Source organism: Herbaspirillum sp. FG34, from assembly GCF_057809315.1.
Genome location: NZ_JBMDJS010000002.1, coordinates 248,445 through 274,633 on the forward strand (window position 1 = coordinate 248,445; position 26,189 = coordinate 274,633).

Annotated in this window: 27 protein-coding genes; 12 read left to right on the forward strand and 15 right to left on the reverse strand. The window is 64.8% G+C overall.

All coding sequences use genetic code 11. The features are described 5' to 3' along the window. Positions 1-16: 16 nt before the first annotated feature. Positions 17-1,159: an alpha-hydroxy acid oxidase gene (locus ACODSZ_RS03175; RefSeq protein ID WP_175345007.1), complete on the forward strand. Its 1,143-nt coding sequence runs from the start codon at positions 17-19 to the stop codon at positions 1,157-1,159. 86 nt (positions 1,160-1,245) lie between these two features. Here ACODSZ_RS03175 and ACODSZ_RS03180 read toward each other — a convergent pair whose 3' ends face one another. The 7 genes from ACODSZ_RS03180 to mltG form a co-directional block, all read right to left on the reverse strand. Continuing rightward, the gene (locus tag ACODSZ_RS03180; RefSeq protein ID WP_008329438.1) at positions 1,246-1,917 is read right to left on the reverse strand and encodes an ankyrin repeat domain-containing protein; all 672 of its coding nucleotides are present in this window, start codon (positions 1,915-1,917) and stop codon (positions 1,246-1,248) included. Further along, a complete protein-coding gene (locus ACODSZ_RS03185) occupies positions 1,914-2,693 on the reverse strand; it encodes a TatD family hydrolase (protein WP_488927027.1) in 780 nt (259 codons plus the stop codon). The genes ACODSZ_RS03180 and ACODSZ_RS03185 overlap by 4 nt, the downstream gene beginning before the upstream one ends. Positions 2,694-2,779: 86 nt before the next feature. Next, positions 2,780-3,328, reverse strand: a complete 549-nt coding sequence (locus ACODSZ_RS03190) for a response regulator transcription factor (protein ID WP_175345009.1) — start codon at positions 3,326-3,328, stop codon at positions 2,780-2,782. Between the two features lie 79 nt (positions 3,329-3,407). Further along, complete coding sequence (locus ACODSZ_RS03195) at positions 3,408-4,736, reverse strand: ATP-binding protein (protein ID WP_175345010.1); 1,329 nt, start codon at positions 4,734-4,736, stop codon at positions 3,408-3,410. Positions 4,737-4,810: 74 nt separating this feature from the next. Beyond that, on the reverse strand, positions 4,811-5,848 hold the full coding sequence (locus ACODSZ_RS03200; RefSeq protein ID WP_175345011.1) for a DNA polymerase III subunit delta': 1,038 nt from the start codon (positions 5,846-5,848) through the stop codon (positions 4,811-4,813). Between the two features lie 10 nt (positions 5,849-5,858). Continuing rightward, positions 5,859-6,467, reverse strand: coding sequence for a dTMP kinase (gene tmk, locus ACODSZ_RS03205; RefSeq protein WP_008329443.1), 609 nt, complete (start codon positions 6,465-6,467; stop codon positions 5,859-5,861). Positions 6,468-6,509: 42 nt separating this feature from the next. Next, positions 6,510-7,490 carry an endolytic transglycosylase MltG gene (gene mltG / locus ACODSZ_RS03210; protein ID WP_175345012.1) on the reverse strand — a complete coding sequence of 327 codons (981 nt, stop codon included), beginning with the start codon at positions 7,488-7,490 and terminating at the stop codon, positions 6,510-6,512. Positions 7,491-7,635: 145 nt separating this feature from the next. Here mltG and ygfZ point away from each other — a divergent pair, with 145 nt between their 5' ends. The 3 genes from ygfZ to ACODSZ_RS03225 are packed head-to-tail and all read left to right on the forward strand — an operon-like array spanning position 7,636 to position 9,892. After that, positions 7,636-8,709, forward strand: coding sequence for a CAF17-like 4Fe-4S cluster assembly/insertion protein YgfZ (gene ygfZ, locus ACODSZ_RS03215; RefSeq protein WP_175345013.1), 1,074 nt, complete (start codon positions 7,636-7,638; stop codon positions 8,707-8,709). 44 nt (positions 8,710-8,753) lie between these two features. After that, positions 8,754-9,053: a DUF4936 family protein gene (locus ACODSZ_RS03220; protein ID WP_488927028.1), complete on the forward strand. Its 300-nt coding sequence runs from the start codon at positions 8,754-8,756 to the stop codon at positions 9,051-9,053. Beyond that, complete coding sequence (locus ACODSZ_RS03225) at positions 9,044-9,892, forward strand: NRDE family protein (protein WP_175345015.1); 849 nt, start codon at positions 9,044-9,046, stop codon at positions 9,890-9,892. Before ACODSZ_RS03220 ends, ACODSZ_RS03225 begins: the two co-directional genes overlap by 10 nt. Positions 9,893-10,083: 191 nt before the next feature. Here the strand turns inward: ACODSZ_RS03225 and ACODSZ_RS03230 are convergent, their stop codons facing one another. After that, positions 10,084-10,782 (reverse strand): type 1 glutamine amidotransferase domain-containing protein, encoded by a 699-nt coding sequence (locus tag ACODSZ_RS03230; RefSeq protein WP_488927029.1) that lies wholly within the window; start codon positions 10,780-10,782, stop codon positions 10,084-10,086. 134 nt (positions 10,783-10,916) lie between these two features. On the opposite strand from ACODSZ_RS03230, the gene ACODSZ_RS03235 reads away from it, so the two are divergent. Continuing rightward, positions 10,917-11,828: a LysR family transcriptional regulator gene (locus ACODSZ_RS03235; RefSeq protein WP_488927030.1), complete on the forward strand. Its 912-nt coding sequence runs from the start codon at positions 10,917-10,919 to the stop codon at positions 11,826-11,828. 89 nt (positions 11,829-11,917) lie between these two features. Here ACODSZ_RS03235 and ACODSZ_RS03240 read toward each other — a convergent pair whose 3' ends face one another. Beyond that, positions 11,918-13,243 carry a dicarboxylate/amino acid:cation symporter gene (locus tag ACODSZ_RS03240; protein ID WP_008329451.1) on the reverse strand — a complete coding sequence of 442 codons (1,326 nt, stop codon included), beginning with the start codon at positions 13,241-13,243 and terminating at the stop codon, positions 11,918-11,920. A gap of 310 nt (positions 13,244-13,553) precedes the next feature. On the opposite strand from ACODSZ_RS03240, the gene ACODSZ_RS03245 reads away from it, so the two are divergent. Continuing rightward, positions 13,554-15,137 carry a methyl-accepting chemotaxis protein gene (locus tag ACODSZ_RS03245; RefSeq protein WP_488927031.1) on the forward strand — a complete coding sequence of 528 codons (1,584 nt, stop codon included), beginning with the start codon at positions 13,554-13,556 and terminating at the stop codon, positions 15,135-15,137. 13 nt (positions 15,138-15,150) lie between these two features. On the opposite strand, the gene ACODSZ_RS03250 is transcribed toward ACODSZ_RS03245, so the two are convergent. The 4 genes from ACODSZ_RS03250 to ACODSZ_RS03265 all read right to left on the reverse strand — a co-directional run bounded on the left by ACODSZ_RS03250 (position 15,151) and on the right by ACODSZ_RS03265 (position 17,303). Then, on the reverse strand, positions 15,151-15,582 hold the full coding sequence (locus tag ACODSZ_RS03250; RefSeq protein ID WP_175343896.1) for a GNAT family N-acetyltransferase: 432 nt from the start codon (positions 15,580-15,582) through the stop codon (positions 15,151-15,153). 42 nt (positions 15,583-15,624) lie between these two features. After that, positions 15,625-16,059 (reverse strand): PaaI family thioesterase, encoded by a 435-nt coding sequence (locus tag ACODSZ_RS03255; RefSeq protein ID WP_008329454.1) that lies wholly within the window; start codon positions 16,057-16,059, stop codon positions 15,625-15,627. A 7-nt stretch (positions 16,060-16,066) separates the two neighbouring features. After that, positions 16,067-16,369: a Dabb family protein gene (locus ACODSZ_RS03260; protein ID WP_008329455.1), complete on the reverse strand. Its 303-nt coding sequence runs from the start codon at positions 16,367-16,369 to the stop codon at positions 16,067-16,069. 73 nt (positions 16,370-16,442) lie between these two features. Beyond that, a complete protein-coding gene (locus tag ACODSZ_RS03265; RefSeq protein WP_008329467.1) occupies positions 16,443-17,303 on the reverse strand; it encodes a LysR substrate-binding domain-containing protein in 861 nt (286 codons plus the stop codon). A gap of 158 nt (positions 17,304-17,461) precedes the next feature. Here ACODSZ_RS03265 and phnX point away from each other — a divergent pair, with 158 nt between their 5' ends. From phnX to ACODSZ_RS03285, 4 genes are all read left to right on the forward strand, one after another. Then, a complete protein-coding gene (phnX, locus tag ACODSZ_RS03270) occupies positions 17,462-18,289 on the forward strand; it encodes a phosphonoacetaldehyde hydrolase (protein ID WP_175343895.1) in 828 nt (275 codons plus the stop codon). A 176-nt stretch (positions 18,290-18,465) separates the two neighbouring features. Next, positions 18,466-19,938, forward strand: a complete 1,473-nt coding sequence (locus ACODSZ_RS03275; RefSeq protein WP_175343894.1) for an MFS transporter — start codon at positions 18,466-18,468, stop codon at positions 19,936-19,938. Further along, positions 19,925-21,451 carry an FGGY family carbohydrate kinase gene (locus ACODSZ_RS03280; protein WP_488927032.1) on the forward strand — a complete coding sequence of 509 codons (1,527 nt, stop codon included), beginning with the start codon at positions 19,925-19,927 and terminating at the stop codon, positions 21,449-21,451. Before ACODSZ_RS03275 ends, ACODSZ_RS03280 begins: the two co-directional genes overlap by 14 nt. A 174-nt stretch (positions 21,452-21,625) precedes the next feature. Beyond that, a complete protein-coding gene (locus ACODSZ_RS03285) occupies positions 21,626-22,171 on the forward strand; it encodes a glycerol-3-phosphate responsive antiterminator (RefSeq protein ID WP_008329474.1) in 546 nt (181 codons plus the stop codon). Between the two features lie 24 nt (positions 22,172-22,195). On the opposite strand, the gene ACODSZ_RS03290 is transcribed toward ACODSZ_RS03285, so the two are convergent. Next, entirely contained in the window at positions 22,196-24,550 is a 2,355-nt protein-coding gene (locus ACODSZ_RS03290; RefSeq protein ID WP_175343892.1) for a DUF3141 domain-containing protein, read from the reverse strand. Between the two features lie 139 nt (positions 24,551-24,689). Between ACODSZ_RS03290 and ACODSZ_RS03295 the strand changes: the two genes are divergently transcribed. Continuing rightward, positions 24,690-25,562, forward strand: a complete 873-nt coding sequence (locus ACODSZ_RS03295; protein WP_175343891.1) for an HDOD domain-containing protein — start codon at positions 24,690-24,692, stop codon at positions 25,560-25,562. 12 nt (positions 25,563-25,574) lie between these two features. Then, a complete protein-coding gene (locus ACODSZ_RS03300; RefSeq protein WP_488927033.1) occupies positions 25,575-25,811 on the forward strand; it encodes a hypothetical protein in 237 nt (78 codons plus the stop codon). A gap of 21 nt (positions 25,812-25,832) precedes the next feature. On the opposite strand, the gene ACODSZ_RS03305 is transcribed toward ACODSZ_RS03300, so the two are convergent. Further along, positions 25,833-26,129 (reverse strand): zinc ribbon domain-containing protein, encoded by a 297-nt coding sequence (locus tag ACODSZ_RS03305; protein ID WP_175343889.1) that lies wholly within the window; start codon positions 26,127-26,129, stop codon positions 25,833-25,835. Between the last annotated feature and the right edge of the window lie 60 nt (positions 26,130-26,189).

Below are 26,189 nucleotides of genomic sequence, written 5' to 3' on the forward strand. Positions count from 1 at the left end.
ACGGAGAAAAAACACCATGCCGGTCATGACCTGTGTCGAAGACTTCCGCCTGCTGGCCAAGAAGCGCGTTCCCAAGGCGTTCTACGATTACGCCGACAGCGGTTCCTACACCGAGAGCACCTATCGCGCCAACAGCCGTGATCTGGCCACCCTGAAGCTGCGCCAGCGCGTGGCCATCAACGTCGACGAACGCAGCACCCGCAGCACCATGATCGGCCACGACGTCACCATGCCGGTGGCCATTGCCCCGACCGGCCTGACCGGCATGCAGTGGGCCAATGGCGAGATGCTGGGTGCCATTGCCGCGGAAAAATTCGGCATTCCCTTCACCCTCTCCACCATGAGCATCTGCTCCATCGAGGACGTCGCCAGCGTGACCACCAAGCCGTTCTGGTTCCAGCTCTACGTGATGCGCGACCGTGGCTTCGTGCAGTCCCTGATCGATCGCGCCAAGGCAGCCAAGTGCTCGGCCCTGGTGCTGACGCTGGACCTGCAGATCCTCGGCCAGCGTCACAAGGATCTCAAGAATGGCATGTCGGTGCCGCCCAAGCTGACCCTGGACACCCTGCTGGACCTGGCCAGCAAGCCCGGCTGGGCACTGCGTGCCCTGGGCGGCCGCAAGACCTTCGGCAACCTGGCCGGTCACATCAAGGGCGGCGAAGGCGCCGGCGGGGTGCAGACCCTCTCCAAGTGGACCGCCAGCCAGTTCGACCCGACCCTGAACTGGGACGATGTCGCCTGGATCAAGCAGCAATGGGGCGGCAAGCTGATCTTGAAGGGCATCCTCGATGTGGAAGATGCCAAGCTGGCCGTTCAGAGCGGTGCCGATGCCATCGTGGTCTCCAACCACGGTGGTCGCCAGCTGGATGGCGCCATGTCCTCCATCGAAGCCCTGCCGGCCATTGCCGAGGCCGTGGGCGACCAGATCGAAGTCTGGTTCGACGGCGGCATCCGCTCCGGCCAGGACGTGTTGAAGGCGGTGGCGCTGGGCGCGCGTGGCACCATGATCGGCCGCGCCTTCCTCTACAGCCTGGGCGCCATGGGCGGAGAGGGCGTGTCGCAGATGCTGGAAATCATGCGCAAGGAACTCGACGTCAGCATGGCCCTGACCGGTACCAAGGACATCAAGGACGTCGGTCCGCAGATCCTGGTGCGCTGAACGCCCTCCTCAACGCAAACGTCCCGGTCCACCGCAAGGTGGCCGGGACGTTTGCTTTGGCGCAGCAACGAGCGAAGTGCTTGCGGTTACGGCTGCGGCTTCTCGTTGAGTACGTCGATGACGGCATCCTGGCCGTAGCGCCGCGCCAGATCCATGGCGGTGAGGCCATCCTTGTTCTTGAGCGTGAGGTCGGCACCGTTGTCGCGCAACACGGCCACCGCCGCCACCCGACCACGCATGGCGGCCAGCATGACCGGGGTCATCTTGTCGTCGGGCGATTCGGCATCCACATAGGCGGAGGCATCCAGCAGCAGTTTGACGATCTCCGAGCTGCCATTGATGGCCGCGTAATGCAGCGCCGTCCAGCCGGGGCGGTTGACCTCGACCTGGCGCGAGAGCAACAGTTTCACCACCGGGATGTTGCCGTAGAAGGACGCCAGCATCAGGGGCGTGTCGCCATTGGTGGCCTGGGCTTCCAGATTGACGTCGGGGGCATTGACCAGCACGTCGAAAGCCTGCATCGAATCCTCGCGGATGGCCAGCATCAGGCCGGTGTAGCCACGTTTGGGCTCGATCAGATTGGGGCCCATGCCACGCTGCATCAGTTGCTTGAGGAAGTAGACATTGTCCATGCGGATGGCCTGGAAATATTCTTCATAGGCACCCGCACGCGCCGCGCCGGGCAGCAGCAGCGAGGTATAGAGCACGATGCGACCGATGCCGCCGAAGCGGCTGCGCAGCTTGTCCAGCAGATTCATGGCTTGATTCCGAACAGCGTGAAGAAATTGTCAGAGGTCTGGCGCGCCACGTCGGCCGCACTGATGCCGCGCAGGTCGGCGATGAATTCACCCACATGGCGCACATAAGCGGGCTCGTTGGTCTTGCCGCGGAAGGGCACCGGCGCCAGGTAGGGCGAATCGGTCTCGATGAGCATGCGCTCCAGCGGGATGGTGCGCGCCACCTGCTGCAGGTCCTTGGCCGACTTGAAGGTGACGATGCCCGAGAACGAGATGTAGAAGCCCAGCGCGATGGCTGCATCGGCCACCGCCTGGGATTCCGTGAAGCAGTGCATGACCCCTGCGACACCGCCTGCCTGCGGACTTGCCCCCTCTTCCTGCAGGATACGGATGGTGTCTTCGGAGGCCGCGCGGGTATGGATGATGAGCGGCTTGCCCGTGGCCCGCGAGGCGCGGATATGGGTGCGGAAGCGCTCGCGCTGCCATTCCAGATCGCCTTGCAGGCGGTAATAATCCAGCCCGGTCTCGCCGATGGCGACGATGCGCGGATGGTCGGCCAGGCGGATGAGCTCCTCCAACGAGGGCTCGGGCGTGTCTTCATAGTCCGGATGCACGCCCACGGAGGCATAGACATTGGGATACTGCTCGGCCAGGGCCAGCACCTGCGGGTAGTCCGGCAAGTCCACCGAGACGCACAGCGCGTGGCTGACCTGGTTCTCGGCCATCTTGCCGAAGATCTCCGGCAGGCGGGCGGCCAGGTCGGGAAAATTGATGTGGCAATGGGAATCGATATACATGGCCGCTATTGTAAAGCCATGCCGACAGGCTGTCGCCCCTGCTTGCCGGGCGCTTACCTTTCGTTACAGAGGGCCACGCGATGTGCTCAGCGCGCCACCGGGCGCTTGGCCAGCTTGCGCTGAAGGGTGCGGCGGTGCATGTTCAGCGCCCGCGCCGTTGACGAGATATTGCCCTCATGCTCGGCCAGCACGCGCTGGATGTGCTCCCACTCCAGGCGTTCCAGCGACAGCGGCGAAGCCTCTTCCACCGGCAGGACCGGCTCGGCCACCGGCTCGCCCTGACTCACATGGGACAGCGCCGAGAGGATGGAATCCACATTGGCCGGCTTGGCCAGGTAATTGTCGGCACCCGACTTGATGGCCTGTACCGTGGTGGCGATGCTGGCATAGCCGGTCAGCACCAGCAGGCGCGCCTGCGGCAGCGCCTGGCGCAGCGGCGCCACCCATTGCAGGCCGGAATCCTTTTCCAGTTGCAGGTCGATGGTGACGTAATCGAAGCGTTCGCGGCGCGCGGCTTCCAGCGCCTCCTCGCCGCTATGCGCCACGGTGGCGCGAAAGCCGCGCCGGGCCAGCGAACGTGCCAGCGTGCTGGCAAAGACATCATTGTCATCGAGAATCAGGAAGGCGGCACTCATGAGAACATCAGAAAAAACTGGTAAATGAAGGATAGCCTATTGCACCGTGATGCAGCCGCAGCCGCCATCTGCGGCCCGATCACACCAGCGGGAAGCGCAACTGCGCCACCGTACCCTGCCCTGGCAACGAACGCAGGCGCAGCTTGCCGCCCAGGTGCGTGGCGCTGGCGAAGGCCAGCATGAGGCCGATACCGGAGCCACCCGACGAGCTCGGTACCGGCCCGTGCCCCAGGCGCTGCAACAGCTCCGGGGCGATTCCGGCACCGTTGTCGGAGACTTCGATGATCGCCATGCTGCGGCCCGGCCTGGCGGTACTGACCGGGCCACCTTCACCCGCCCCGGCCGAGGCCAGGGTAATGCGGATTTCGCCATGGTGGCCCAGTGTACGCACCGCATGGGCGGCATTGTCGAGCAGGGTCAGGATGATCTGCGAGAGGTCCTGCAGCTGGCTGGCCTTCCAGCCGGGCTGATGCACCTCGGCCACCAGCAGGACGGCCGGATGACGCAGGCGCCAGCCTTCCAGCAGGCTGGTGAGCCAGGGGGTGATGGCGGCGCTGTCTTCGTTGCGCAGCTGGGCATCGGCGTCCAGGCGCATGTTTTCCAGCGCGGCCTTGCAGACGGCGATCTGTTCCTCGACCACGCGCACGTCTTCTTCATAGGCCGCCAGCGCCGCATTGCAGGCCATGTCGCGGCGCAATTCCCCGGCGATCACGGCCACCGTCGACAGCGGTGTATTGAGCGCATGCGCAGCGCCGGCGGCCTGGGTCCCCAGGGCGACGATACGATGGCTCTGCAACTGGCGCTCGCGCGCCTGCGCCAGCTGGCCGTCCCGCAAGCGCACGGCGGCAGCGATACGGCTGACGAACCAGGTGATGAGCAGGGCCGAGATCGAGAAATTGATCCACATCCCGGCCAGGTGATAGGCCATCGCCTGGCCCTGGTCGTGGATGTGCAGCGGCTGGTAGACGTACACCAGACCGGAATAGCAACCCAACGCACATACTGCCAGCAGCAAGGCATAGGGCCAGGCCAGCGTGGCCGCGCCCGCCGCCAGTGCCGGCAGGTAGAAGGAGACGAAGGGATTGGTCGAACCGCCCGAGAAATACAGCAGCGCCGTGAGCACCGCCACATCCAGCAACAATTGCAGGAACAGTTCGGCCTGCTCGGCCGGGCGCGCCCAGCGCATGCGCAGCCAGGTGAGACCATTGATGAGCGCCTGCAGGGCGATCAGGGCCAGCAGGGCCGACAGCGGCAAGGCAATGTGCAACCAGACATGGGCACCGGCCAGCACCAGCAGCTCCCCCGCCACCATGGCCCAGCGCAACCAGAACAGCCGCGACAGCAAGAGATGCTGGGGCTGGTTCATCTGCTCGGAGACGGGGATGAAGAAAGTGGTCGGCGAGATCATGCCGGGATTATACGGTCCGGCACCCGGCTTGCGCCCCCTGCGGCGATTTGCCGCAGGGGGCATCCTGTGCCCGCTCAATCGAACAGGCGGGCGTAATCGATCAGCATTTCCTCGATGAAGAGCTTGGCCGACAAGGGATGATCCGCTATGGCACGGCGCTCGCCCATGCCGCGCAGTGCGCGCGACAGGGCCAGGGCATCGACGCGCTCGGCCAGCCGGCCCAGTTCCTTGCCGTAACGCGGGTAGTAGCGCACCACGCCCGCCGACCGCAGCGACAGCAGGTCATACAGCCAGCGCTGCACCCAGCCGACCAGGTCGGCCGCCGGCGTCTTCTGCAATTTGTCGGCCGCCCGCAAGGCGCCGTCCACACCGGGCTGGGCCAGGTGGCGCAGCAATTCATCCAGCGCCTCCCGTCCTTCGCCCTGGGCCGCTTCCAGCGCAGCCAGCGGCGCCCCACCCTGCTCGGCCAGCCAGGCATCGGCATCCTTGACGCCTTGCTGCCTGAGCCAGGCCAACGCCTCGTCGTGGCCGGGCGCGGTCATGGCAAACTTGCGGCAGCGCGAGAGGATGGTGGGCAGCAAGCGGTCCAGACGATTGGACAGCAACAGGAACATGGTCCCCGGCGGGGGCTCTTCGAGGGTCTTGAGCAAGGCATTGGCGGCGGCGGTGTTGAGCGCCTCGGCCGGATACAGCATCACCACCCGCAAGCCCGAGCGGTGGGTAGAAACGTTCATGAAATCGGCCAGGGCCCGGATCTGATCGATCTTGATGTCCTTGGACGGGGCCTTGCTGGCCTTGGCGGTTTTCTTTTCTTCACCTGCCTCATCCTCGCCGCCTTCTTCCTCCAGGACCTCCGGGCGCACGCGCCGGTAGTCCGGATGATTCGATTGCGAGAACCAGTTGCAGGAGGCGCACACACCGCAGGCATGCGCCTCGGGCGTGGGCGATTCGCACAGCAGCGACTTGGCGAAGGCTTCGACGAACTGCGTCTTGCCGGTGCCGGCCGCACCATAGAAGAGCAGCGCATGCGGCAGACGCTCACGCAGTTGCTGCAACTGGCGCCAGCTCTCGCCCTGCCAGGGCAGCAGCGCCTCGGAAGAAGTCACGGACATGCGGTCTCCCTCACAGCGCCGCCATGATGGCGCGCAGTTCTTCCTGGATCACGGCGATGGGCCGGGTGGAATCGATGAGTCGGAAGCGCTGCGGGAACTGGGCGGCGCGGCGCAGGTATTCGGCGCGGGTATTGGCGAAGAAATCGGCCTTTTCCTGCTCGAACTTGTCCAGCGTGCGTTCGGCATCCAGGCGCGCCCGCGCCACCTCAAGCGGCACGTCGAAGAGCAGCGTGAGGTCCGGCTGCAGATGGGGGTGGACCCATTGTTCCAGGCTGTCCAGCTTGTCCAGCGCCAGCTTGCGACCACCGCCCTGGTAGGCGAAGGTGGCATCGGTGAAACGATCCGAGATGACCCAGTCGCCACGCGCCAGAGCCGGCTCGATGACCTGAGCCAGGTGTTCGCGGCGCGAGGCGAACATCAGCAGGGCTTCGGTTTCCAGGTGCATCCTGTGATGCAGGACCAGTTCGCGCAGGCGTTCGCCCAGCTCGGTGCCGCCGGGCTCGCGGGTGGCGACCACGGACAGGCCGCGCTCACGCAGCAGCTGGGTGACGAAAGGAATATGGGTCGACTTGCCGGCGCCGTCGATGCCTTCGAAGGTGATGAATTTGCCTGATGCCATGAAGGTATCGCTACTCACTAAATCGGTAAAAGGAAGGCCGGCTCAACGCTGGTAGCGGTTGACGGCCTGGTTGTGCTCGTTGAGGTTGCTGGAGAAATGGCTGGTGCCATCGCCGCGCGCCACGAAGTATAAGGCTTCGGTCTTGTCCGGGTTCATGGCAGCCGCCAGCGAGGCCGCACCGGGCAGGGCAATCGGCGTGGGCGGCAGGCCGGCGCGGGTGTAGGTGTTGTAGGGCGTGTCGGTGAGCAGATCGATCTTGCGGATCTTGCCCTGGTAACGGTCGCCCATGCCATAGATCACGGTCGGGTCGGTCTGCAGCAGCATACCGGTGCGCAGACGGTTGACGAAGACCCCGGCCACCATGCCGCGCTCGGACTTCTGACCGGTCTCCTTCTCGACGATGGACGCCATGATCAGCGCCTCATAGGGCGTGCGATACGGCAGCGACAGATCGCGCTGCGCCCAGGCCTCGTTCAATTTCTTGCTCATGAGGGTGAAGGCCTGCTTGTAGACCTGCATGTCGCTGGCCCCCTTGGCGAAGAGATAGGTATCCGGGAAGAACAGGCCTTCCGGATTGGTGTATTCGTTGGTCAGCTTGGCCAGGATCTGCTGGTCGGTCCAGCTGGCGGTATCGTGCTTGAGCGCGGGCTGTTCGGCGATGGCCCGGCGCATCTGCTTGAAGGTCCAGCCCTCGATGACGGTCAGCGCTTCCTGCGCGAATTCGCCGCGGACCAGTTGTTGCAGCAGGCGCTGCGGCGTGTAGCCGGGCTTGATCTCGTAGCTGCCCGCCTTGATGCGACTGCCTTCGCCGGACAGGCGCGCATAGAGCGCAAACAAATCCGGATTGACCGGCACGCCGGCAGCGGCGATCTGCTTGGCCGCACCATTGACGCCGGCGCCCGGCATGATCGTGAAGGCAATCACCTGGGCGTTCGGGTCGATGATGGGCTGCCGCGACCAATACACTCCGGCTCCCGCCACCAGGGCGGCCAGTACCAGCAATGTCACAAATAACTTCTTCATACCAGAGGCGAAATCCTTGTTGCTCCGACGCGATTTTTCGGAGATCACTATAATCGAGGCATCAATGATAATCGCTGGCACGACAGTTGCCTAATTTGCCGGACCGAATGACCCGGCAAGACGTAATCCGTAAAAGATTTCCCCTATGACAGAAATGACTTCTTCGTCCTCCGGCTGGCGCGACTTCCTGGCACAGCAAGGCGCCCGGTTCGACGCCGAGAGTGCCGACCAGGCCGACGTGATCGGCTTCGGTTCCGCCTCCCCCGCACCGCAAAGCCTGGAAAGCTTCATGGCCCCGCTGACCACGCTGGGCCTGATCGCCGTCACCGGCGAGGACGCCGCCAGCTTCCTGCATGGCCAGCTCACCAACGATGTAGCGCAGCTGGATACCGGTGTGGCGCGACTGGCAGGCTACTGCTCGCCCAAGGGACGCCTGCTGGCGACCTTCCTGATGTGGCGCGACGAGCAGGCCATCTGGCTGCAACTGCCGCGCGCCCTGCAGCCGGCCATCCAGAAACGTCTGCAGATGTTCGTCATGCGCGCCAAGGCCAGGCTGGCCGACGCCAGCACCGAGCGCGCCGTGCTCGGCCTGGTCGGCCCGGCTACCGCCAACGCACTGGCACAATGGTTCCCGGTCTTGCCGGCGGCCCCCTACGACAAGATCGACAACAGCCACGGCACCCTGATCCGCCTGGCCGATGCCGTCGACAGTCCGCGCTATCAATGGATCGCCCCCGTGGACATCCTCACCGCCGCCTGGCCCGAACTGGCCCGGCATCTGACTCCGACGGCGGGCCTGGCCTGGCGGCTTTCGGAGATCCGTGCGGGCGTGCCGGGCATCGTGCAAGCCACCCAGGAGCAGTTCGTGCCGCAGATGATCAATTTCGAACTGATCGGCGGGGTCAACTTCAAGAAGGGCTGCTACCCCGGTCAGGAAATCGTGGCGCGCAGCCAGTACCTGGGCAAGCTCAAGCGCCGCACCATGCTGGCCACCATCGCCAGCAGCCAGGCGCACGCGGGACAGGAAGTGTTTGCCGCCGCCGATCCTGGCCAGCCCTGTGGCATGGTGGTCAACGCCGAAGCGCTGGATGAGGGCCACGCCCTGGCCCTGGTGGAAATGAAGCTGGCCGCCGCCGAAGACAGCGTGCACCTGGGCGCGGCCGACGGTCCGGCACTGCATTGGCATGCCCTGCCCTATGAGCTGGCCGATCCGCAATAAGCGGCGCGCCGACCGAGCCACACCGCAGCCATAGGGACGCATCCATGGATCTCTACATTTATTATCGGGTCGACACTGCACACGCGACGCCCCTGTTCGGCAAGATCAAGGGCGTACAGGCCATGTTGCAAGCGCGCCTGGGCATCGCCGGTGGCCTCAAGCGCCGCCCCGGCGAACAGGAAGGCTTGCAGACCTGGATGGAAATCTACCAGGGCATCCTGCCCTCCGGCCTCGACGAATTCACCGCCACGCTGGCGCGCGCCCTGGAAGACTCGGGCGCCGCCGCGCTCATCAGCGGCCAGCGCCACATTGAACAGTTCGAGGATGTTGCGCCATGTGCCTGATCATCTTCGCCTGGAAAGTGATCCCCGGCATGCCCCTGATCATGGCGGCCAATCGCGACGAGTTCTACGCCCGCCCGGCGGCCCATGCCGACTGGTGGAACGACCATCCCAAGATTTATGCCGGACGCGACCTGCAAGGCGGCGGCACCTGGCTGGGTGTAACCAGGGACGGGCGCTTTGCCGCCCTGACCAATGTGCGCGCACCCTCGGAGCGTCGCACCGACGCGCCCACCCGCGGCCAGCTGGTGGCCGACTATCTGGCCAGCGACCTCGATGTGCAGGCATACCTGCGACGGATCGAACCCGAGGCGCAGCGTTACAACGGTTTCAACCTGCTGCTGGGCGATCGGGAAACCATGGTGTGGTATTCCAACCGGGGCCAGGAAGATCCGCGCAACGGCCAGCCGCTGGAGTACGGGGTCTACGGCGTCTCCAATGCCTTGCTGGACACGCCCTGGCCCAAGCTCACCCGGGCCAAGGCGCAGTTTGCCAGCCTGCTGTGCCAGGGCGCGCCGGAGGAAACCTTCTTCGAGATGTTGACCGATGGCACCCGTGCCAATGATTGCCGCCTGCCCGATACCGGCGTGGGATTGGAAAAGGAGCGCATGCTTTCGCCCATCTTCATCCGCTCGCCGGACTATGGCACGCGCTGCTCGACGGTTCTGCGCGTGCCCATCGTCGGCGAGCCGGTGCTGACCGAGCAGGTGGTTGATCCTATGGCGATGCAATATAGCGCCGAGCCGGCCACGGACAAAGCGTGCAAGATACCCTGCAAGCCGCGCCTGCAGGAAATGCCATCCGACAACCACCTGCCGGATGGAAAAGCAGGCACCATCTGAGTGGAAGACTTCACACACGGCCTTGCTGACATAACCAGATCGAATATCTGATATACAGAAGATAAATTGGATGAATTTGATGCGGAGCAGTAAAGTTACACCTGTCTCCTCCAATTTCCTCCTAAAGAATTGGATTCAAGCCCACACCGCAAGGATGTGGGCTTTTTTTTCGTCCGTCCAGCGCAGCACGGTCAGACGTGCATTTCCAGCGCTTCCAGCAGCATCTCCGCCACGCGTTCGGACGACTGCGGATTCTGGCCGGTAATCAGCTGGCCGTCGCGGATGGCAAACACCTGCCAGTTGTCGGCACCTTCAAAAATACCCCCCAGCGCACGCAGACGGCTCTCCAGCAGGAACGGCACGACCTCGGCCAGCCCCACTTCGCGCTCTTCGGCATCTGTGAAGGAATTGACACGCTTGCCCGCCACCATCGGCTTGCCATCGGCCTTCACGGCCGAAACCAGGCCGGCGGCACCGTGGCAGACTGAAGCAATGAACTTGCCGGCGGCATAGGCGTTCTCGACGATGGCCTTGACGTTGGCGTCGTCGGGCAGGTCCCACATGGTGCCGTGACCGCCCGGGAAGAACACCGCATCAAAGGTGCTCACATCGATCTCGCCCAAGGCAGGCGTCTGGGCGATGCGCTGCTGCAGTTCAGCATCGGCCAGCATGCGTTCGACGATGGCCTCATTCTGACCCTGGGGCTTGACGCTACCCGGATCAATCGGCGCCTTGCCACCGGCGGTGGAAGCGATCAGCACCGAAGCCCCGGCATCCACCAGGGCGTAGTAAGGCGCGGCCAGTTCCTCGGCCCACAGGCCGGTGGGTTTGTCGGTGTCCCCCATGCGGCTGCTGGAGGTGACGATCATCAGGATATCGGGCTTGGTCATGCTATTCCTTTCTTCATGAGGGATGGATGGCATATGAAGCAAAACGACATTGCCAACGTGGACCGCACTGTATTCCTGTCGTTATCGAAGATAAACTAGGCAACCATCAATTCATTCATTACATCATTGAACAAATGCGCAGCTTTGATCCCGTCCAGCTAGGCAGCATCGAACTGTTCTGCAAGGCTGCCGAACTGGGCAGCTTCACGGCGGCCGCCGAGGCACTGGGACTGACACCGGCGTCGGTGAGCCGCTCCATCAGTCGGCTGGAAGCGCGACTGGGCGTGCGTCTGTTTGCCCGGACCACGCGCCAGATCCGGCTCACGCGCGAGGGCGAGCTGTATCACGAACAATGCCGCCAGGCCCTGGAACAGATCGCCCAGGCCGAACGCATCCTCACCGGCCAGCAGAAAGTGCCCAGCGGCCCCTTGCGCATCAGTGTGGGCAGCCCTTACGCGCACTATCGGCTGCTGCCCTTGTTGCCGCGTTTCCAGGCGGCGTATCCGCAGATCGAAGTGGAATTGAGCATTGCCAACCGCGTCATCGATTTCGTCGAAGAGGGATATGACCTCGCGATCCGGCTGGGTGTGCCACAGGATTCACGGCTGATCGCCCATACCCTGGAAGAGGCCACGCTGGGGGTCTTTGCAGCGCCCGATTATCTCGCGCGGCGCGGTCGGCCCGACAGCGTGGAAGCGCTCAAGCAGCATGACTGCATCCAGTTCATCCTGCCCGGTACCGGGCGCGCCATGCCGTGGATCTTCAAGGATGCCCAGGGGCGCGACATGGATTTTCATTTCCGGAGCCGCCAGCGCATCCATGACGACGTGCTGGGCTGCGTCAACTGGGCCATGGCGGGCGGTGGATTGTTCCAGATCTACCACTTCATCGCGCAGGCAGCGGTCCAGCGCGGCGAACTGGTGGAAGTACTGCAGTCGGCCGGGCATCGCACCCGGCGCTTTTCCATCCTGTATCCGCACAACCGGCACCTGTCGGCGCGGGTACGGGCGTTTGTCGATTTTCTGATGCAGGCAGTGCGGCCGTAAAGACTTCGGCCCCACCGCCACGCCGAACACGACATGAGGATGGGGCCGATCAGTCAAGCCGGTGCTGCGGGCGCAAGGCCCGCCGCTGCTTAATGGTGCATCTTCGCTTCCGTACGATCCAGCACCGCTTCCGGTGCCTGCGCGTCTTCCACGGTCTCGTTGTTGAGGACCTTGGTCAGGCGTGCGCTATCCAGTTCGCCGCTCCACTTGGCCACCACCAGGGTGGCCACCCCGTTGCCGATGGTGTTGGTCAGTGCACGGGCTTCGGACATGAAGCGGTCAATGCCCAGGATCAGCGCCAGGCCGGCCACCGGCACGTGGCCCACCGCCGACAGCGTCGCTGCCAGCACGATGAAGCCCGAACCCGTGATGCCCGCGGCCCCCTTGGACGTCAGCAACAGCACGCCCAGAAGCGTGAGCTCCTGCACGAAGGTCATGGGCGTGTTGGTCGCCTGGGCGATGAACACGGCCGCCATGGTCAGGTAGATCGCGGTGCCGTCCAGGTTGAAGGAGTAACCCGTCGGGATCACCAGACCCACCACGGTCTTCTTGGCCCCGGCGTTTTCCATCTTGGCCAGCATGCGCGGCAGCACCGATTCCGAGGACGAGGTGCCCAGCACGATCAGCAGTTCTTCCTTGATGTACTTGACGAACTTCCAGATCGAGAAGCCGTGCAGGCGCGTGATGATACCCAAGACCACGAAGATGAACAGCAGACAGGTCAGATAGAAGGTACCCATCAGCTTGGCCAGCGAGAACAGCGAACCCACACCGTACTTGCCGATGGTGAAGGACATCGCACCGAAGGCGCCGATCGGGGCCACCTTCATGATCGCGCCCACCACCGAGAACAGCACGTGCGAGATCTTCTCGATGAAGTCGAACACCAGCGTGCCGCGGCCACCGAATTTGTGCAGAGCGAAGCCGAACAGCACCGCCACCAGCAACACCTGCAGCACGTCACCCTTGGCAAAGGCGTCGAACATGCTGCTGGGGATGATGCTGAGCACGAAGTCCGTGACCGAACCCAGCTTGCCGGGCGCAGTGTAGGCCGCGATGCTCTTGGTATCGAGCGACGCCGGATCGACATTCATGCCCACACCCGGTTGCAGGAAGTTCACCAGCAACAGGCCGATGAGCAGTGCCACGGTACTGACGACTTCGAAATACAGCAGGGCCAGGCCACCGGTCTTGCCGACCTTCTTCATGTCTTCCATGCCGGCGATACCGATGACGACCGTACAGAAGATGACCGGCGCGATGATCATCTTGATCAACTTGACGAAACCATCGCCCAGCGGCTTCATGGCTTCACCCGTGGACGGATAGAAATGGCCCAGCGCGATACCGATCACGATGGCGCACAGGACCTGGAAATACAGGGACTTGTAAAGGGGCGGTTTTGGCGCCGACATAGTGCTTTCTCCTTGAAACATGGATGACCAGCGGGCCTGCAGAGACCTGCCGCCTGCCGTGGTCGGATCGTCGTCCGTTCTGGCGGGTGCTTGTTGTTGGTCCGGGAGAACTCCCCCCTCCCCGGTGCGGCCGCAAGTATCGCGCAGTCATTTCCGGGCGGGTATTGTGGGAAACCACATAGCTTCACTAAAGAGGCATGCAAAATGCTTTATTCTTCATTCTGCAAAGCAACAATCTTCGCTATATTCTGTGCCGGACTGAACGGAACTCTCTTTTTCCGGGGCAGTCGGCACTCATAAGGAAAACATCGTGCAAGCAAAACTGACGGTCACCGCGCGCCTGGCCATCCTGGTGGCGGTACTGTGCGGCAGCGTGGTCCTGCTGGCCTGGCGTGACATGCAGGGCATGGCCGCAAGCAATGACAAGCTGCGCTACGTTTATGAAGATCGCACCATGGCGCTGATCCATATCGCCCGGGTACGCGACGCGCTCTACCTGAACCGCGACGTCATGGGTCGCGCCCTGATGCTGGCCAACCTGCCCGCTCCGACTGGTGAAGACAGCAACAGCAGCAGCGAGCGCATCAAGCCCTTGCTGGACCGCATTCCCGCCCTGGATGCCACCTTCGAGCAAGGCTGGCAGGCCTACCGGGCGACCCGACTGGAGCCGCAGGAACAGACCGAGGCGGCGCGCTTCGAGCAGAACTGGCGGCGGTACGTCGGCGACCGCGCCCAGGTGCTGGATCTGCTGCGCGGCAACGAACCGCTGCAGGCCAATCGGCGGTGGACGCAGCTGACCGGCCAACTGGCCGGCCTGGCGAGCCAGCTGGCCACGCTGGGCCAGTTGCAGGAAAGCTTTACGCGCAGCTCCTATGAAGCGGCACACCAGGATTACCGGCAACTGCGCAGTCACAACCTGCAGATTGCGGGTCTGGCGCTGACCATCGGCATCGCCATTGCCCTCTGGATCATCTTCAGCCTGCGTCGCCAACTGGGCGGCGAGCCGGATTACGCCGCCGATATCGTGCGCCAGATCGCCGAGGGCAATCTCGGCGTCGCCGTGACCCTGCGCCGCCGCGACCGCAGCAGCCTGCTCCACGCCATGCACGGCATGCGCGAACGGCTCACCGAGATCATGCGCAGTGTCACTGAGCTGACCCACGCCCTGGATCACTCCACCCGCCAGCTCAACGCCACCGCACAAGACCTGGCCAACGCCTCCAGCGAGCAGGCCGCCGCCGTGGAAGAAGTGCACAGTGCCATCAGCAACATCAGCCAGGCCATCGGCCAGACCGGCGAACACGCGCGCCGCACCGACCAGATTGCCCTGAAAGCGGCTGCCGATGCCGACCAGAGCGGCGCGGCAGTGCAGAGCACGGTGGCTGCCATGCGTGGCATTGCGCGCCAGGTCGGGGTCATCGACGACATTGCCTATCAGACCAATCTGCTGGCCCTCAACGCAGCCATCGAGGCGGCACGGGCCGGTGAACACGGGCGCGGTTTTTCAGTGGTGGCAGCGGAAATCCGCAAGCTGGCCGAGCGCAGCCAGTACAGCGCACAGGAGATCAGCGCGATTGCCCAGCAAAGCGTGGAATTGGCCGAGGCGACCAGCCAGCGTCTGGCCGCTGGGACCTTGCAGGGAATCCGCGACGCCTCGCAGCAGATCAACCAGATCACGCTGTCGGCGCGCATGCAGGAGGAAGGTGTGCAGGAGATCGGCTCGGCCGTGATCCAACTCAATGACACCACCCAGCGCAACGCCGCTGCCTCCGAGGAACTGGCCTGCACCGCCGAAGCGGTGGCCGAACGGGCGCGCGAGCTGAACGCCCTGCTGTGTTACTTCAGACTGGCCCAACAGCGGCAGAGCGCGCCGCCACTCCCCCGGTCAGCCTGAAGAAGCGATCAACTCAGGTACCCGTGCCTGGCAGTCGGGCGCGCATGGTGATGTGGGCAATGCCGGCTTCCATGAATGGTTCTCCCTCGCGGACAAAGCCGTAGCGCCCGTAGAAGCCCTCGGCATGCAGCTGGGCATTGAGGATCACTTCCGCATCGCCGCGCGCACGGGCAGCCGCCATCAGCGCCTGCAGCACCGCGCCGCCCACGCCCTGTCCACGTCCGGCCTTGCGCACGGCCATGCGACCGATGTGGCCATCGGGCAGCAGACGACCGGTGGCCAGGGGCTGGCCGGCGGCGTCATAGGCGACGGCATGCACGCAGTGCGGGTCCATGTCATCGAGCTCGATCTCGGCCGGCACCTTCTGTTCATCGACGAAGACCTCGAAACGGATAGGCTGGGCCTGCGCACGCAGCTGCTCCCAGCTGCCGGTGATGATTTCCATGGTGGATTTCCTGCGAAAAAGAAAAGGGATACGCTCGTGCACTCACTCGTGATCCAGCTTGCGCGAGATGTCCAGGCGGCGAATCAGCTTGAAGGTGCCCATGGCCTTGGCCACCAGGCGGTCGCCATTGAACAGTTCGGCCTGGCAGAAGCACATGGTGGTCGAGCGGTGGTAAGTATGGCCGCGCGCAATGAGGGTCTCGCCGGCACGGCCGGCGGGCTGCAGGAAGCTGGTACTCATCTCGACGGTCGCCGAGGACTTGGCATCAGGCGCGCCGGCCCGGGCCGACAAGCCCATGGCCACGTCCAGCAGGGTCATGCTGATGCCGCCCTGGGCCACATGCCAGCTGTTCATGAATTCGGGCTTGAGCCGCAGTGCCATGACGGCGCGGTCATTGCCGTATTCCAGCACCTCCACGCCCAGGGCTTCCAGATAGGGATTCCCCTGCGGGAACACCTCGGTGATGGGCAGACTCATGCCTGCCTCAGATTTCGTAATCCATGCACTGGCGCGCTTCGCGTACGGCACCGATGAAAGGTTTGATGGCCACGTGGTCGGGATGCTCCTGGTAGGCATCCAGCGCCTCGCGCGAAGCGAATTCGGAGTAGAGCACCACGTCATAGGTAGCTTCCAGGCCAGGTTGTGCCAGCACGGCCTCGAACTTCAGGATGCCGGGAACCACGTTGGCGCAGCTGTCCAGCAATTGCTTCATCTTGCGCAGGTTGGTGGCCTTGTCGGCGCCTTCTGCATGGTCCTTCAGTTTCCACATGACGATATGCTTGATCACGATAGCTCTTCCTGGTCAGAAAATGAACAATCCGTAATGATAAGCCAAAGCCCCGTGCTCAGTGCCGGGCGCCTCAGGATCGTCGGGCGATCTTCATGAAGGAACCCACCAGTCGCCCTTCGCGGCGTTCAGCCAGGCAATACACATAGGTATGCGTGGTCACCGGATCGCCCTCGATGCGCACCATGCGGAAACGTTCATCTGCAATGAACTCCGCCTCCGACACCGCCCCCAGGCCCAGGCCCCGCGCCACGGCCTCGCGCAAGGCTTCACGACTGCCGATTTCCATCACCACCTGCACACGCACGCCGGCCTGTTGCAAGGCCTGCTCCAGCGCCAGCCGCGTGGTCGACCCCTGCTCCCGCATGATCAGCGGCTGCTGCTCCAGTTCGGCCAGCGAAACCGCCGTGCGCTGGTAGAACGGATGGCTGCGATGGGCGAACAGCACCACCGCATGGTCGGCGTAGGGCACCGCATGAAAGCGCGCATCGTCATTGAAGCTGGCCAGCACCGCCACGTCCGTCACGTAATTGGCCAGGTCCGCCAGCGACTGCGCCGAATTGCCCAGCTTGATCGACAGTTCCACCTTGGGATAGCGGGCACGATAGGCATCCACCATCTCGATGACGTGGAACGGCCCGACCGCACCGATGCGCAGATGACCCACGTGCAGCGCACCCGAATTGACCAGCAGGTTCAGCGCATCCAGTTCCAGTTCGGCGATGTTCTGAGCGATGGGCAGCAAGCGCTGTGCCGTCTCCGACAGATCCACCCGACGGCCCCGGCGGAAGAACAGCTCCACGTTGTGTTCTCGCTCCAGCGATTGCACCTGGGTCGTCAGGGTGGGCTGGCTCACGCCCAGGGCACGCGCGGCGGCAGAAAAACCGCGATGGCGCGCCACCGCCAGGAAAGCGCGTAGTTGCGAAGGGGTCATCTATAGATCCAGTCAATAGCTTTATCCAATTTCCAGGATTATATCGATAACAGCGGCGTCACAAAGTCTCGTTAAGCTCTCTTCCCATCCAGCTTGCCACGCTTCGGGCGGGCCCGCGCCGTCCCTTCCCTGCCTCAGCACACCTCCAAGGAGAATCCATGCAATCCGCCTCCGGCCCCGGCCGCCCCCTGCAAGCCGTCATCTTCGACTGGGCCGGTACGCTGGTCGATTTCGGCTCGCTGGCCCCCACCCAGATCTTCGTGGACGCCTTCCACAGCTTTGGCATCGAACTGAGCCTGCAACAGGCACGCGGACCCATGGGCTTGTCCAAGTGGCAGCATATCCGCCTGCTGCTGGAAGATCCGTCACTGGCGGCCCAGTGGCGGCAGCGCACCGGCCATGCGCCCACCCAGGCCGACATTGACGCCATCTATGCCCACTTCATGCCGATGCAGATCGCCAAGGTCGGCCAGTATTCGCAGCCCATCGCGGGCGCTGCACAGGTGCTGGCCTGGCTGCGCGGCCAGGGCCTCAAGATCGGCTCCTGCTCCGGCTATCCGCGCCAGGTACTGGACGTGCTGCTGCCCATGGCGGCGGCCGAAGGCATCCGCCCCGACCACGTGGTGGCCGGCGATGAACTGCCGGCCGGTGGCCGCCCCGGCCCCTACATGGCCCTGGCCAACATGCTGGCGCTGCAGATCGACGACGTGGCCGGCTGCATCAAGGTCGACGACACCGTGCCCGGCATCGAGGAAGGCTTGCGCGCCGGGATGTGGAGTGTAGGCGTCTCTCTTTCGGGTAATGAAGTCGGACTGACACGCGCGCAACTGCAAGCGCTACCGACCGAAGAAGCCGCCCACCGCAAGGAGGAAGCCGAACAACGCCTGCGTGCCGCGGGCGCCCACTACGTGATCGACTCGGTGGCCGACCTGCCGCAGATCGTCGCCCACGTGCGCTCGCGCCTGGCCATGGGCGAGCGTCCCTGAAGTCAGCGCGGGCAGACCGGACGGGCCGTTGCACGGCTTTCACGGTCGTTGACAAGCCCGGCGCCGGACTCATAGAATTGCCCGGCAGATAATTCATACAAGAGACCATCTGTAAGATGGTCTCATCACGCGCGCAGTTTGCCACGGCCTCTTACAGACAACATCAGGAGAGCCCTGTGCACACCGCAGTCCCCCTGCGCGGCATTGACGATGTCGTCGCCTTCATCGATTCCCGTTCCGCCCTCTCTGGCCACGCCGGCCTGGTGTGGTGGCTGCTGCTGGGCGGCCTGTTCCTCGAGGCCCTTTCGCACTCCGCCCTGAGCGTCGGCCTGGCGCCAATGATCCGCCAGCTCGGCCTGGGGCCGTCCGAGGTCGCCCTGCTGGCGTCCTCGGCGGCATTCTCCGCCCTGCTGGCCAATCCCCTGGGTGGCTGGCTGGCCGACCGCTGGGGCCGGGTCCGCCCGCTTCTGGCAGCCAAGTTGCTGGTCCTGGCGGCGGCCCTGCTGGTCGCCTTCGGCGAAGAGTTTGGAACCCTCGTGACCGGACGCGTCATCGCCGGTCTGGCCTTTGGCCTGGATTTTGCCGTCGCCATGGCCATGCTGGCCGAACTGACGCCGCAACGACTGCGCCATCGCCTGAACCTGTGGCAAGCCCTGTGGTATCTGGCCGTGTGCAGCAACCTGCTGCTGACACTGGCGGTAGAGCAATGGGAGGTCGGCGACAGCCTGTGGCGCTACCCGCTCGCCTTCACCGCCGCCGCCGCGCTGTTGCTGCTGAACCTGCAAATGCTGCTGCTGGTGGAAAGCCCCTGCTGGCTGGCCCGCCGCCAGCGCTGGCAGGCACTGTCCGACACGCTGGAACGGCTCTATCCCGGCCAATCCTTCCAGATCCCCGAGGCCCTGCTGCACCCACCGGACGCCCCCGGCTTCGGTCTGGCAGGCATGCCACGTCGCTCGGATCCGGGTCTGCGCTCGCTGCTGCGTCGCCCCTACCGTGCCCGCATCATGCTGGCCGCCAGCGTGCAGATCGGCCAGGCGGTGCAATACTTCGCCATCGGCTGGTACCTGCCGGTGCTGGGCATGGAGCTCTTTGGCGAGGATTTCTCCCAGGCCGCCCTGGGCGTGCTGATCTTCAACGTATGCGGCCTCGCGGGAGGCCTGCTGGCGCCCGCCCTGGCGCGTCGACTGGGCCTGAGACAGGCGGCGGCCTGGGGCTTTGCGATGTGCTGCCTGGTCCTGCTGGTGCTGGCCGGGTCCTGGCGGCAGCTCGCGGGATGGCAGGCCCTGCTGCTTCCTTCGCTGTTCCTGCTGTGCCACGCGGCCGGTCCGGGCGCCAACGGCAAGAGCCTGTCGTCGCTCTCGTTTCCCAGCGAACTGCGCGCGCGTGCCAATGGCGTGATGGGCAGCCTGGGAGGAGCGTCAGCAACGCTGGCCCTGTTTCTCTTTCCGCTGCTGCAGTCCGCCCTGGGCACGGCCGCTTGCCTGCTGCTGGTTGCCGCCCTGGCGCTGCTGGCGGCACTGGCCTGCTGCCTGATACGCTGGGATCCGCAACGATCAGGATTCCATCCCGATCTCGAAGCAATGACGACACCCGACGTCGCCATGACGCCACCCGCGCGTACCGACAGAAGACGCCATGAAAGGCCGTGACGGCATCCTCGCCATCGATGCCGGCACCTCCAGCACGCGCGCCGCAGTGGTCACGGCAGATGGCCTGGTCTCCTGCCTGCAGCGGCATGCGCTGACCACGCATTCACCCCGCAGCGGCGTGGTCGAACAGGATGCCGACCAGATCTGGCAGCGCACCCTGGCCGTATGTCGCGCCACCCTGCAGCAAGCTGACCAGAAGGGATTGCAGGTGCGCGCCATCGGCCTGAGCACCCAGCGCGCCAGCGCCGTGTTGTGGGATACCGTCAGCGGCGAACCGCTGGTGCCGGTACTGGCCTGGCAGGATAGCCGCCATGCCGCCGACCTGGCGGCCCTGGCCCCACGCTGGGACCCTTGCCTGCGCTTGCACCTGGGACGCCCGACGGGCAGCCGCTCGCCCTATCTGTGGGCGGCACAGCTGCTGCGCAGCCACCCGCGTGTGGCACGCGCCTGGGAGCGGGGAAGGCTGGGCTTCGGCAGCATCGATACCTGGCTGCTCTGGCAGTTGAGCGGGCGACGCCTGCTGGCCACCAGCGCCACCAATGCCACGGCCTGCAACGCCTATGTGCTGGATCGCCATGCCTATGCGCTGGACTGGCTGGAGGCGCTGGGCTTCCCCGTCGCGCTCTTGCCGGCGCTGTATCAGGATGCCGACGACTACGGCAGCAGCGACGCCGGCCTCACCGGCGTGGCGCTGCCCATCCGCGCCTGCGCCGGTGACCAGCTGGCCGCCGCGATCGGACTGGGCTGCCTGGAGGCAGGCCAGGCACTGTGCCAGCACGGCACCGGCAGCTTCATCGATGTGCTGATCGGTACCCGCGCCGCGCTGGGCGGTGCAAGCCAGAGCGACGGCAACGGCGTCGTAGTCACTGCCCGCCGTCGCGACCATGTCTCGCACTTCGCACTGGAAAGCTACTGCGCCACTACCGGTGCCGCCCTGAACTGGGCCTGCCAGCGCCAGCACTGGTTCCCCAATGCACGCTGCCTGCTGGCCCTGGCGGCCAGCGTGAGTTCGTCAGGTGGTGTCAGTTTCATCCCGGCCCTGGCCGGGGTACAGGCGCCGCTGCGTCACAGCGCCGCGCGGGCCGCCCTGCAAGGCTTGTCGCTGGCCACCAGCCGTGCCGACATCGCGCATGCGCTGGTGGAAGGCATCGCCCAGACCGTGGCCGCCAGCCTCAGCGCCAATGCCGACCAGGCCGGATTGCCGGTCACGCAGATGATGAGTGGCGGTACCCTGGCCGGCAGCGATCTGCTGCTGCAACTACAGGCCGACCTCTCGGGCGTGCCGACCTGTCGCACGCATCAGAGCGCCCACGCCAGTCTGCGCGGCATTGCCTACCTGGCGGGCAGCCACGGCCTGTTGTGGGACGATCTGCCGCTAGCCTGCGCCCGCACCCGGCTGCAAGCCGTCTTCCAACCGCGTATCGACGCCGCCGAGCGCAGCCGCCGTCGCAGTCTGTGGCAGGCACGCCTGTACGCCGAGCTGGAACACGTCCGCCAGCAAAACGCGTACTAGCGGCACCGCCCTTTTCCCTGCTGTTTTCATTTCTCTTTTTTCACTCTGGAACCCCGCATGCGCTCTCCCACCCCTCCCCCTCGTGTCTCCACACGTTCAGGCCCCTCGCCAATCCCTGCCACGCCCGCCACCGATGATCGGTCACTGCAAGCCAGGCTGCGGCGCCAGCCGGTCATGGCGGCCATCTATGGTATGCAGCATCTGACCGCCTTCCTCGACAGCGCCGCCGAAGTCGGCATCATGGCGCATGTGGAATTGCGCGAGTTGCAGGCGGTCATTGCCAGCTTCAAGGCGGCCGGCAAATTCCCCCTGCTCAATGTGGACACCTGTGAAGGGCTGGCCCAGGACAAGGCTGCCATCGATTACCTGGTCGCCATCGGCGTCCCGGCGCTGGTCTCGACCCGGGTGGCCACTCTGGTGCGCGCCAACCGTGCCGGCATGATCACCATGCAGAAGGTATTCGTCACCGATCGCACCACCTGGCCACGCAGCCTGAAGGCACTGGAACAGAGCGAACCCAACCTGGTGCAATTGATGCCGGCGCCTATGCTCACGCAACTGCAGCAGGCCGACCGGGCCGTGCTGCCGCCCATCGTGGCATCTGGCTTCGTCTGCAATGAAGACGATGCGCGTGCGGCGCTGGCGGCCGGGGCGGTGGCCCTGTCCAGCAGCGAACAGCGCTTGTGGAACCTGCCGACCGGCGCGATCAGCGCGCCATGAGCAAGTGGCGGGCGTATGCAGCGGCTATGCAGTGCGCCGACGCGACCTGGTCGGCCCGGTCGCCTTTTTCTTCGTAGCGGCCGGCTTGGCCGTCGGCGCCGCCACGACTGGCTTGCGCGCGCTACGCTTGCGCGTGGGTGCCGCATCGCCGCCGTCTTCGCCGATGGCCTTGGTGAGCTTGCGCGCCAGCGCGATCACGCGATCGGGATCGACGTCGAGCGTACCCATGAGCAGCTCGATGATTTCCGAGCGCGGATTGGCCAGCGTCGGCTCGATCATCATCACCGCCGCCGCCAGCGCCAGCGCACGCTCGCGCGAGGCGGTATCGGGCAGCATCTGCCCCAGCGCATTGAGCGCCTCCACCGGTGCCACCGCCGTGATGCGCGCCTGCTCCTTGAGCAATTGCACCCAGTTGGTCTGCGGTGAAACGCTGGCGTGCATGTTCGGCAATTGCGCCAGCAGCCGCGCCAGACGCAGGCTGCGCCGCTCGAACGCACCAATGGAGACCATGCCGGCGATGACGATGCGGCATACCGCCTGGGCAAAACTGCCCTCGGCAATCTGGTCGATGACACTCTCACGGTAGCGCCCCAGCTCCTGCTGCGCCCAGCGCTGGGCCACGTCGGCATCGGGCTCGTGCGGCGGCAGCCAGGCCCCCAGGCCGGTCGGGCCGAACAGCTGGCGCGTCATGCGCACGGTACGGGCATCCCGCTGGTCGCGCCAGGCATTGAGTTCGTCGGTGATCTTCTGCGCCATGCGGCGCTCGTATTGCTTCAGCGGATGATCCGGGTCGAGTTGCACCCGCTGGGCGCGGGCGGCCGCGGCCTGCTGGCGAATGAAGGCTGCCGCCGGATGCGTGTCCGAGAACAGTTGCCGCTGCATGCGCAGGGGATTCATGCGCATGAGCGCGCTGGCGCTCTCGCGCGTGGCCGTCATGCGCACCCAGGGCCGCATCCAGGTCTTGTACCACTGCGCATTGATCTGTGACCACTGGCTGATGGTCGAGAAGATCGACTCTTCCTCGCGTCCTTCCGGATTGAGCTTGCGCAGGTCCTCCATGGTGCGGTGCTGGTAATGCACCGTATAGTCGCCTGGCTCCAGCGCATCCCAGCGCTGGCTCGGACGGCCATCCTTGCGCTCCAGCTTCATTTCGTAGAGGCCCGGCGGCAGGCTCTCGATCACGTCCAGCGAGCTGACCAACTGGTCGTGCTCCTTGAGCGCCACCGAACCGCCCACGAAAATGCCCAGATGCCCCACGCTTTCATGCAGCACGTAGATGATGGTGCGTCCGGCGGCGGCGATGGCGCGCTCGTCACCCCAGACATCGATGATCCAGTTCAGCGCCTGCGGCGGCGGCGTGATGTTGTCGCCCCAGGAGGCGAAGACCACGATGGGCGCAGTAATGTCGCGCAGATTCACTGAACGGCCTCTGACCTCCAGCTCGCCGCGCGCCAGCTTGTTGCCCACGAACAGGTTCTCGGTGATGGCTTCGATCTCGGCACCGGTCATGCGGAAGAAACCGCCCCACCAGCGTTCGAACTCCAGGAAGCGTGGCGCCTCCTGGTCGACCCCGGCCCACAGGTTGTAGTACTTGCTCCAGAAGGTATTGGCCGGATTGAGCTTCTCGAAATTCTCCACCAGGCAGGCGCCATCGAAACGATCCGCCCCGAGGTCGGCCGCCAGCGAAGCCAGCCAAGTCCCGCCAAGGGTGGCGCCGCTGTAGCGCATGGGATTGAGCGTGGAGCTGCCGGCCCAGTAGGACGCCGGCGCCCCGACCATCATCAGCGGGCCGAACAGTTCGGGCCGGACTGCGTCCAGCGTCATCATGGCCCAGCCGGCCTGGCAGTTGCCGATCACCACCGGCTTGGCCGGGCATTGCGGATGGCGACGAATCACCTCTTCCAGGAACATCGCCTCGGCGTCCATCACCGTCACCAGCGTCTGTCCATCTTCCGGCTCGGGACGGAAAGTGACGAAATAGACCGTATGCCCCGCCTTCATCGCCATGCCCACTTCGGAATCGAACTTGAAACCGCCGATGCCAGGACCATGCCCGGCGCGCGGATCGACCACCACCACCGGCCGCGCCTGCGCATCGACCGCCAGCCCGGGCGGCGGCTGCAGGCGCAACAGCGCGTAGTTGCAGGGTTGCGGCAGGTCGTGGCCGTCCAGTACCAGCTCATGCTCGAACTTCAGCAGCGGTGGCGTACCCTGTTCCAGATGTTGCAGATAGTCATTGCCACGGTCGAGCAAGGTATCGAGGAACAGGAAACTGCGCTGTACGCAATCCTGCACATACAGCGGCACGTCGTTCCAGGCCGCAGCGGGGGCAGCCGGATGGTCGAGGGCGGGGGAATCGGGGGTCTTGCGGCTTGCCATGGGTGCACTCCGGTCAAGTGAGACATCCATCATACTGATGCAGATCGTCAGCAAATCGTTCGATCTCTGCGACAATGGAACCGCAATTCCCGGAATTGGGGATGAAATCCCCTGAAAACCATTGCACGGAGGAACTTTCATGGAACTCAAGAGCCTGGTGGACCAGCCTGGCAAACTGCCGACCATCCCCAAGGTGGTCCAGCAATTGATGGCCAGCTTCGACAGCGAGGAAGTCTCCGCCCACGAGATCGCCCAGCAGATCGCGGCGGACCCGGCACTGACGGCCAAGGTATTGCGGCTGGCCAATTCAGCGTTCTTTCATGCTTCGCGCACCATCGGCACGGTCGACGATGCGCTGCGCATGCTGGGTTTCATCATGGTGCGCAACCTGGTGCTGGGCAATGGCATGGTGGCCGCCTTCAAGAGCACGCGCGGCATGGACCTGCCGCAGTTCTGGCGCCATACGCTCCATACCGCGGTGGCGGCGCGCTGGCTGGCCATGCACGCCGGGATCAACGGCGAGGACAATGGCGACGCCGTCTTCACGGTCGGCATGATGCACGGCATCGGCCAGTTGCAACTGCATGCGGTCGCTGCTGCTACCGTCGCCTCGCTGGACAAGCAGTGCAATGTACTCGATGCCGACCGTGCCGCACGGGAAAATCAGACCTGGGGCTTCGATTACGCCGACGTCTCGGCCGAACTGGCGGCGATCTGGCACTTCCCGGATGCACTGGTGACCGCCCTGCGTTCGGTGCCCGATCCGCTGGCCGCCAGCCGCCTCGATCGCGCCGCTGCCTGGGTCCACCTGGGCGCATGGGCTGCGCGCGTGAACGTGCTGTCGCTCGATGACGAGGCCGCGCTGGCCACCTATCCGATTGCCGTGGCCAAGAAACTGGGCGTGGATCCGGCGTGGATGCCGGTGCTGGTCAAGCACGCCGCCGACAAGGCCGAGCGCGCCATGCCTTCGCTTACCGAACTGGCAGCAGGGCTGGACGCCATGCTGGAATAAGGACTACCCGACATGGACAGTCTCATCGCTCTGATCATGGGATTGCTGCGCTACCTGGCCTTCAATACCGTGTTCTATCTGCTCGGCGCCGGTCTGCTCAAGCTGCTCACGCTGGGCCGTTATCCCCGCTGGCTGCCTCTGCGCGCGGGTCACTGGCGTGCGCAGGCAGGGGATTTCGATCTGGTCGCCCTGTTCGGGTTCCTCGCCGGCGTGGGCCTGCTGGTGCCGGCCGCCTATCTCTTCGCCTGAACTGCCACGTCGGATTGCGCCTCAGGTGGCACAGATGCTGCAGCTATGTCCCTTGCAGTTGTGCAGTACGCTGCTGCGCCCTGCGCCCGCATGCGTGCCGGGCCCGGTCGCGCCCTGCCCGGCCAGTTGTTCGGCCCCGTTGCGCGGCTGCCAGCGATACTTGACCTGCAATCCCACATGGCCACCCGTGGGCATGGGCGAGGCTGCGGTCTCCTGCTTGCAGTAAGGACAGGTGGTCTGCCCATGCAGGCCCTGCAGGGCAATGAGCCGTTCGAAAATGCCTTCACAATGGCTGCAGCGGATGTCGTACAAAGGCATGTTGTCCTCCTCAAGAATCTGCGACAAAAAACCTGACCAGGCCTGCGCCCGGCCGGGAAC

What these genes read in the sequence shown, in the direction of transcription:
- ACODSZ_RS03175 (WP_175345007.1), top strand. Translation starts at nt 17, where the DNA reads ATGCCGGTCATGACCTGTGTCGAAGACTTCCGCCTGCTGGCCAAGAAG.
- ACODSZ_RS03180 (WP_008329438.1), bottom strand. Translation starts at nt 1,917, where the DNA reads ATGAATCTGCTGGACAAGCTGCGCAGCCGCTTCGGCGGCATCGGTCGC.
- ACODSZ_RS03185 (WP_488927027.1), bottom strand. Translation starts at nt 2,693, where the DNA reads ATGTATATCGATTCCCATTGCCACATCAATTTTCCCGACCTGGCCGCC.
- ACODSZ_RS03190 (WP_175345009.1), bottom strand. Translation starts at nt 3,328, where the DNA reads ATGAGTGCCGCCTTCCTGATTCTCGATGACAATGATGTCTTTGCCAGC.
- ACODSZ_RS03195 (WP_175345010.1), bottom strand. Translation starts at nt 4,736, where the DNA reads ATGATCTCGCCGACCACTTTCTTCATCCCCGTCTCCGAGCAGATGAAC.
- ACODSZ_RS03200 (WP_175345011.1), bottom strand. Translation starts at nt 5,848, where the DNA reads ATGTCCGTGACTTCTTCCGAGGCGCTGCTGCCCTGGCAGGGCGAGAGC.
- tmk (WP_008329443.1), bottom strand. Translation starts at nt 6,467, where the DNA reads ATGGCATCAGGCAAATTCATCACCTTCGAAGGCATCGACGGCGCCGGC.
- mltG (WP_175345012.1), bottom strand. Translation starts at nt 7,490, where the DNA reads ATGAAGAAGTTATTTGTGACATTGCTGGTACTGGCCGCCCTGGTGGCG.
- ygfZ (WP_175345013.1), top strand. Translation starts at nt 7,636, where the DNA reads ATGACAGAAATGACTTCTTCGTCCTCCGGCTGGCGCGACTTCCTGGCA.
- ACODSZ_RS03220 (WP_488927028.1), top strand. Translation starts at nt 8,754, where the DNA reads ATGGATCTCTACATTTATTATCGGGTCGACACTGCACACGCGACGCCC.
- ACODSZ_RS03225 (WP_175345015.1), top strand. Translation starts at nt 9,044, where the DNA reads ATGTGCCTGATCATCTTCGCCTGGAAAGTGATCCCCGGCATGCCCCTG.
- ACODSZ_RS03230 (WP_488927029.1), bottom strand. Translation starts at nt 10,782, where the DNA reads ATGACCAAGCCCGATATCCTGATGATCGTCACCTCCAGCAGCCGCATG.
- ACODSZ_RS03235 (WP_488927030.1), top strand. Translation starts at nt 10,917, where the DNA reads ATGCGCAGCTTTGATCCCGTCCAGCTAGGCAGCATCGAACTGTTCTGC.
- ACODSZ_RS03240 (WP_008329451.1), bottom strand. Translation starts at nt 13,243, where the DNA reads ATGTCGGCGCCAAAACCGCCCCTTTACAAGTCCCTGTATTTCCAGGTC.
- ACODSZ_RS03250 (WP_175343896.1), bottom strand. Translation starts at nt 15,582, where the DNA reads ATGGAAATCATCACCGGCAGCTGGGAGCAGCTGCGTGCGCAGGCCCAG.
- ACODSZ_RS03255 (WP_008329454.1), bottom strand. Translation starts at nt 16,059, where the DNA reads ATGAGTCTGCCCATCACCGAGGTGTTCCCGCAGGGGAATCCCTATCTG.
- ACODSZ_RS03265 (WP_008329467.1), bottom strand. Translation starts at nt 17,303, where the DNA reads ATGACCCCTTCGCAACTACGCGCTTTCCTGGCGGTGGCGCGCCATCGC.
- phnX (WP_175343895.1), top strand. Translation starts at nt 17,462, where the DNA reads ATGCAATCCGCCTCCGGCCCCGGCCGCCCCCTGCAAGCCGTCATCTTC.
- ACODSZ_RS03280 (WP_488927032.1), top strand. Translation starts at nt 19,925, where the DNA reads ATGAAAGGCCGTGACGGCATCCTCGCCATCGATGCCGGCACCTCCAGC.
- ACODSZ_RS03285 (WP_008329474.1), top strand. Translation starts at nt 21,626, where the DNA reads ATGGCGGCCATCTATGGTATGCAGCATCTGACCGCCTTCCTCGACAGC.
- ACODSZ_RS03290 (WP_175343892.1), bottom strand. Translation starts at nt 24,550, where the DNA reads ATGGCAAGCCGCAAGACCCCCGATTCCCCCGCCCTCGACCATCCGGCT.
- ACODSZ_RS03295 (WP_175343891.1), top strand. Translation starts at nt 24,690, where the DNA reads ATGGAACTCAAGAGCCTGGTGGACCAGCCTGGCAAACTGCCGACCATC.
- ACODSZ_RS03300 (WP_488927033.1), top strand. Translation starts at nt 25,575, where the DNA reads ATGGACAGTCTCATCGCTCTGATCATGGGATTGCTGCGCTACCTGGCC.
- ACODSZ_RS03305 (WP_175343889.1), bottom strand. Translation starts at nt 26,129, where the DNA reads ATGCCTTTGTACGACATCCGCTGCAGCCATTGTGAAGGCATTTTCGAA.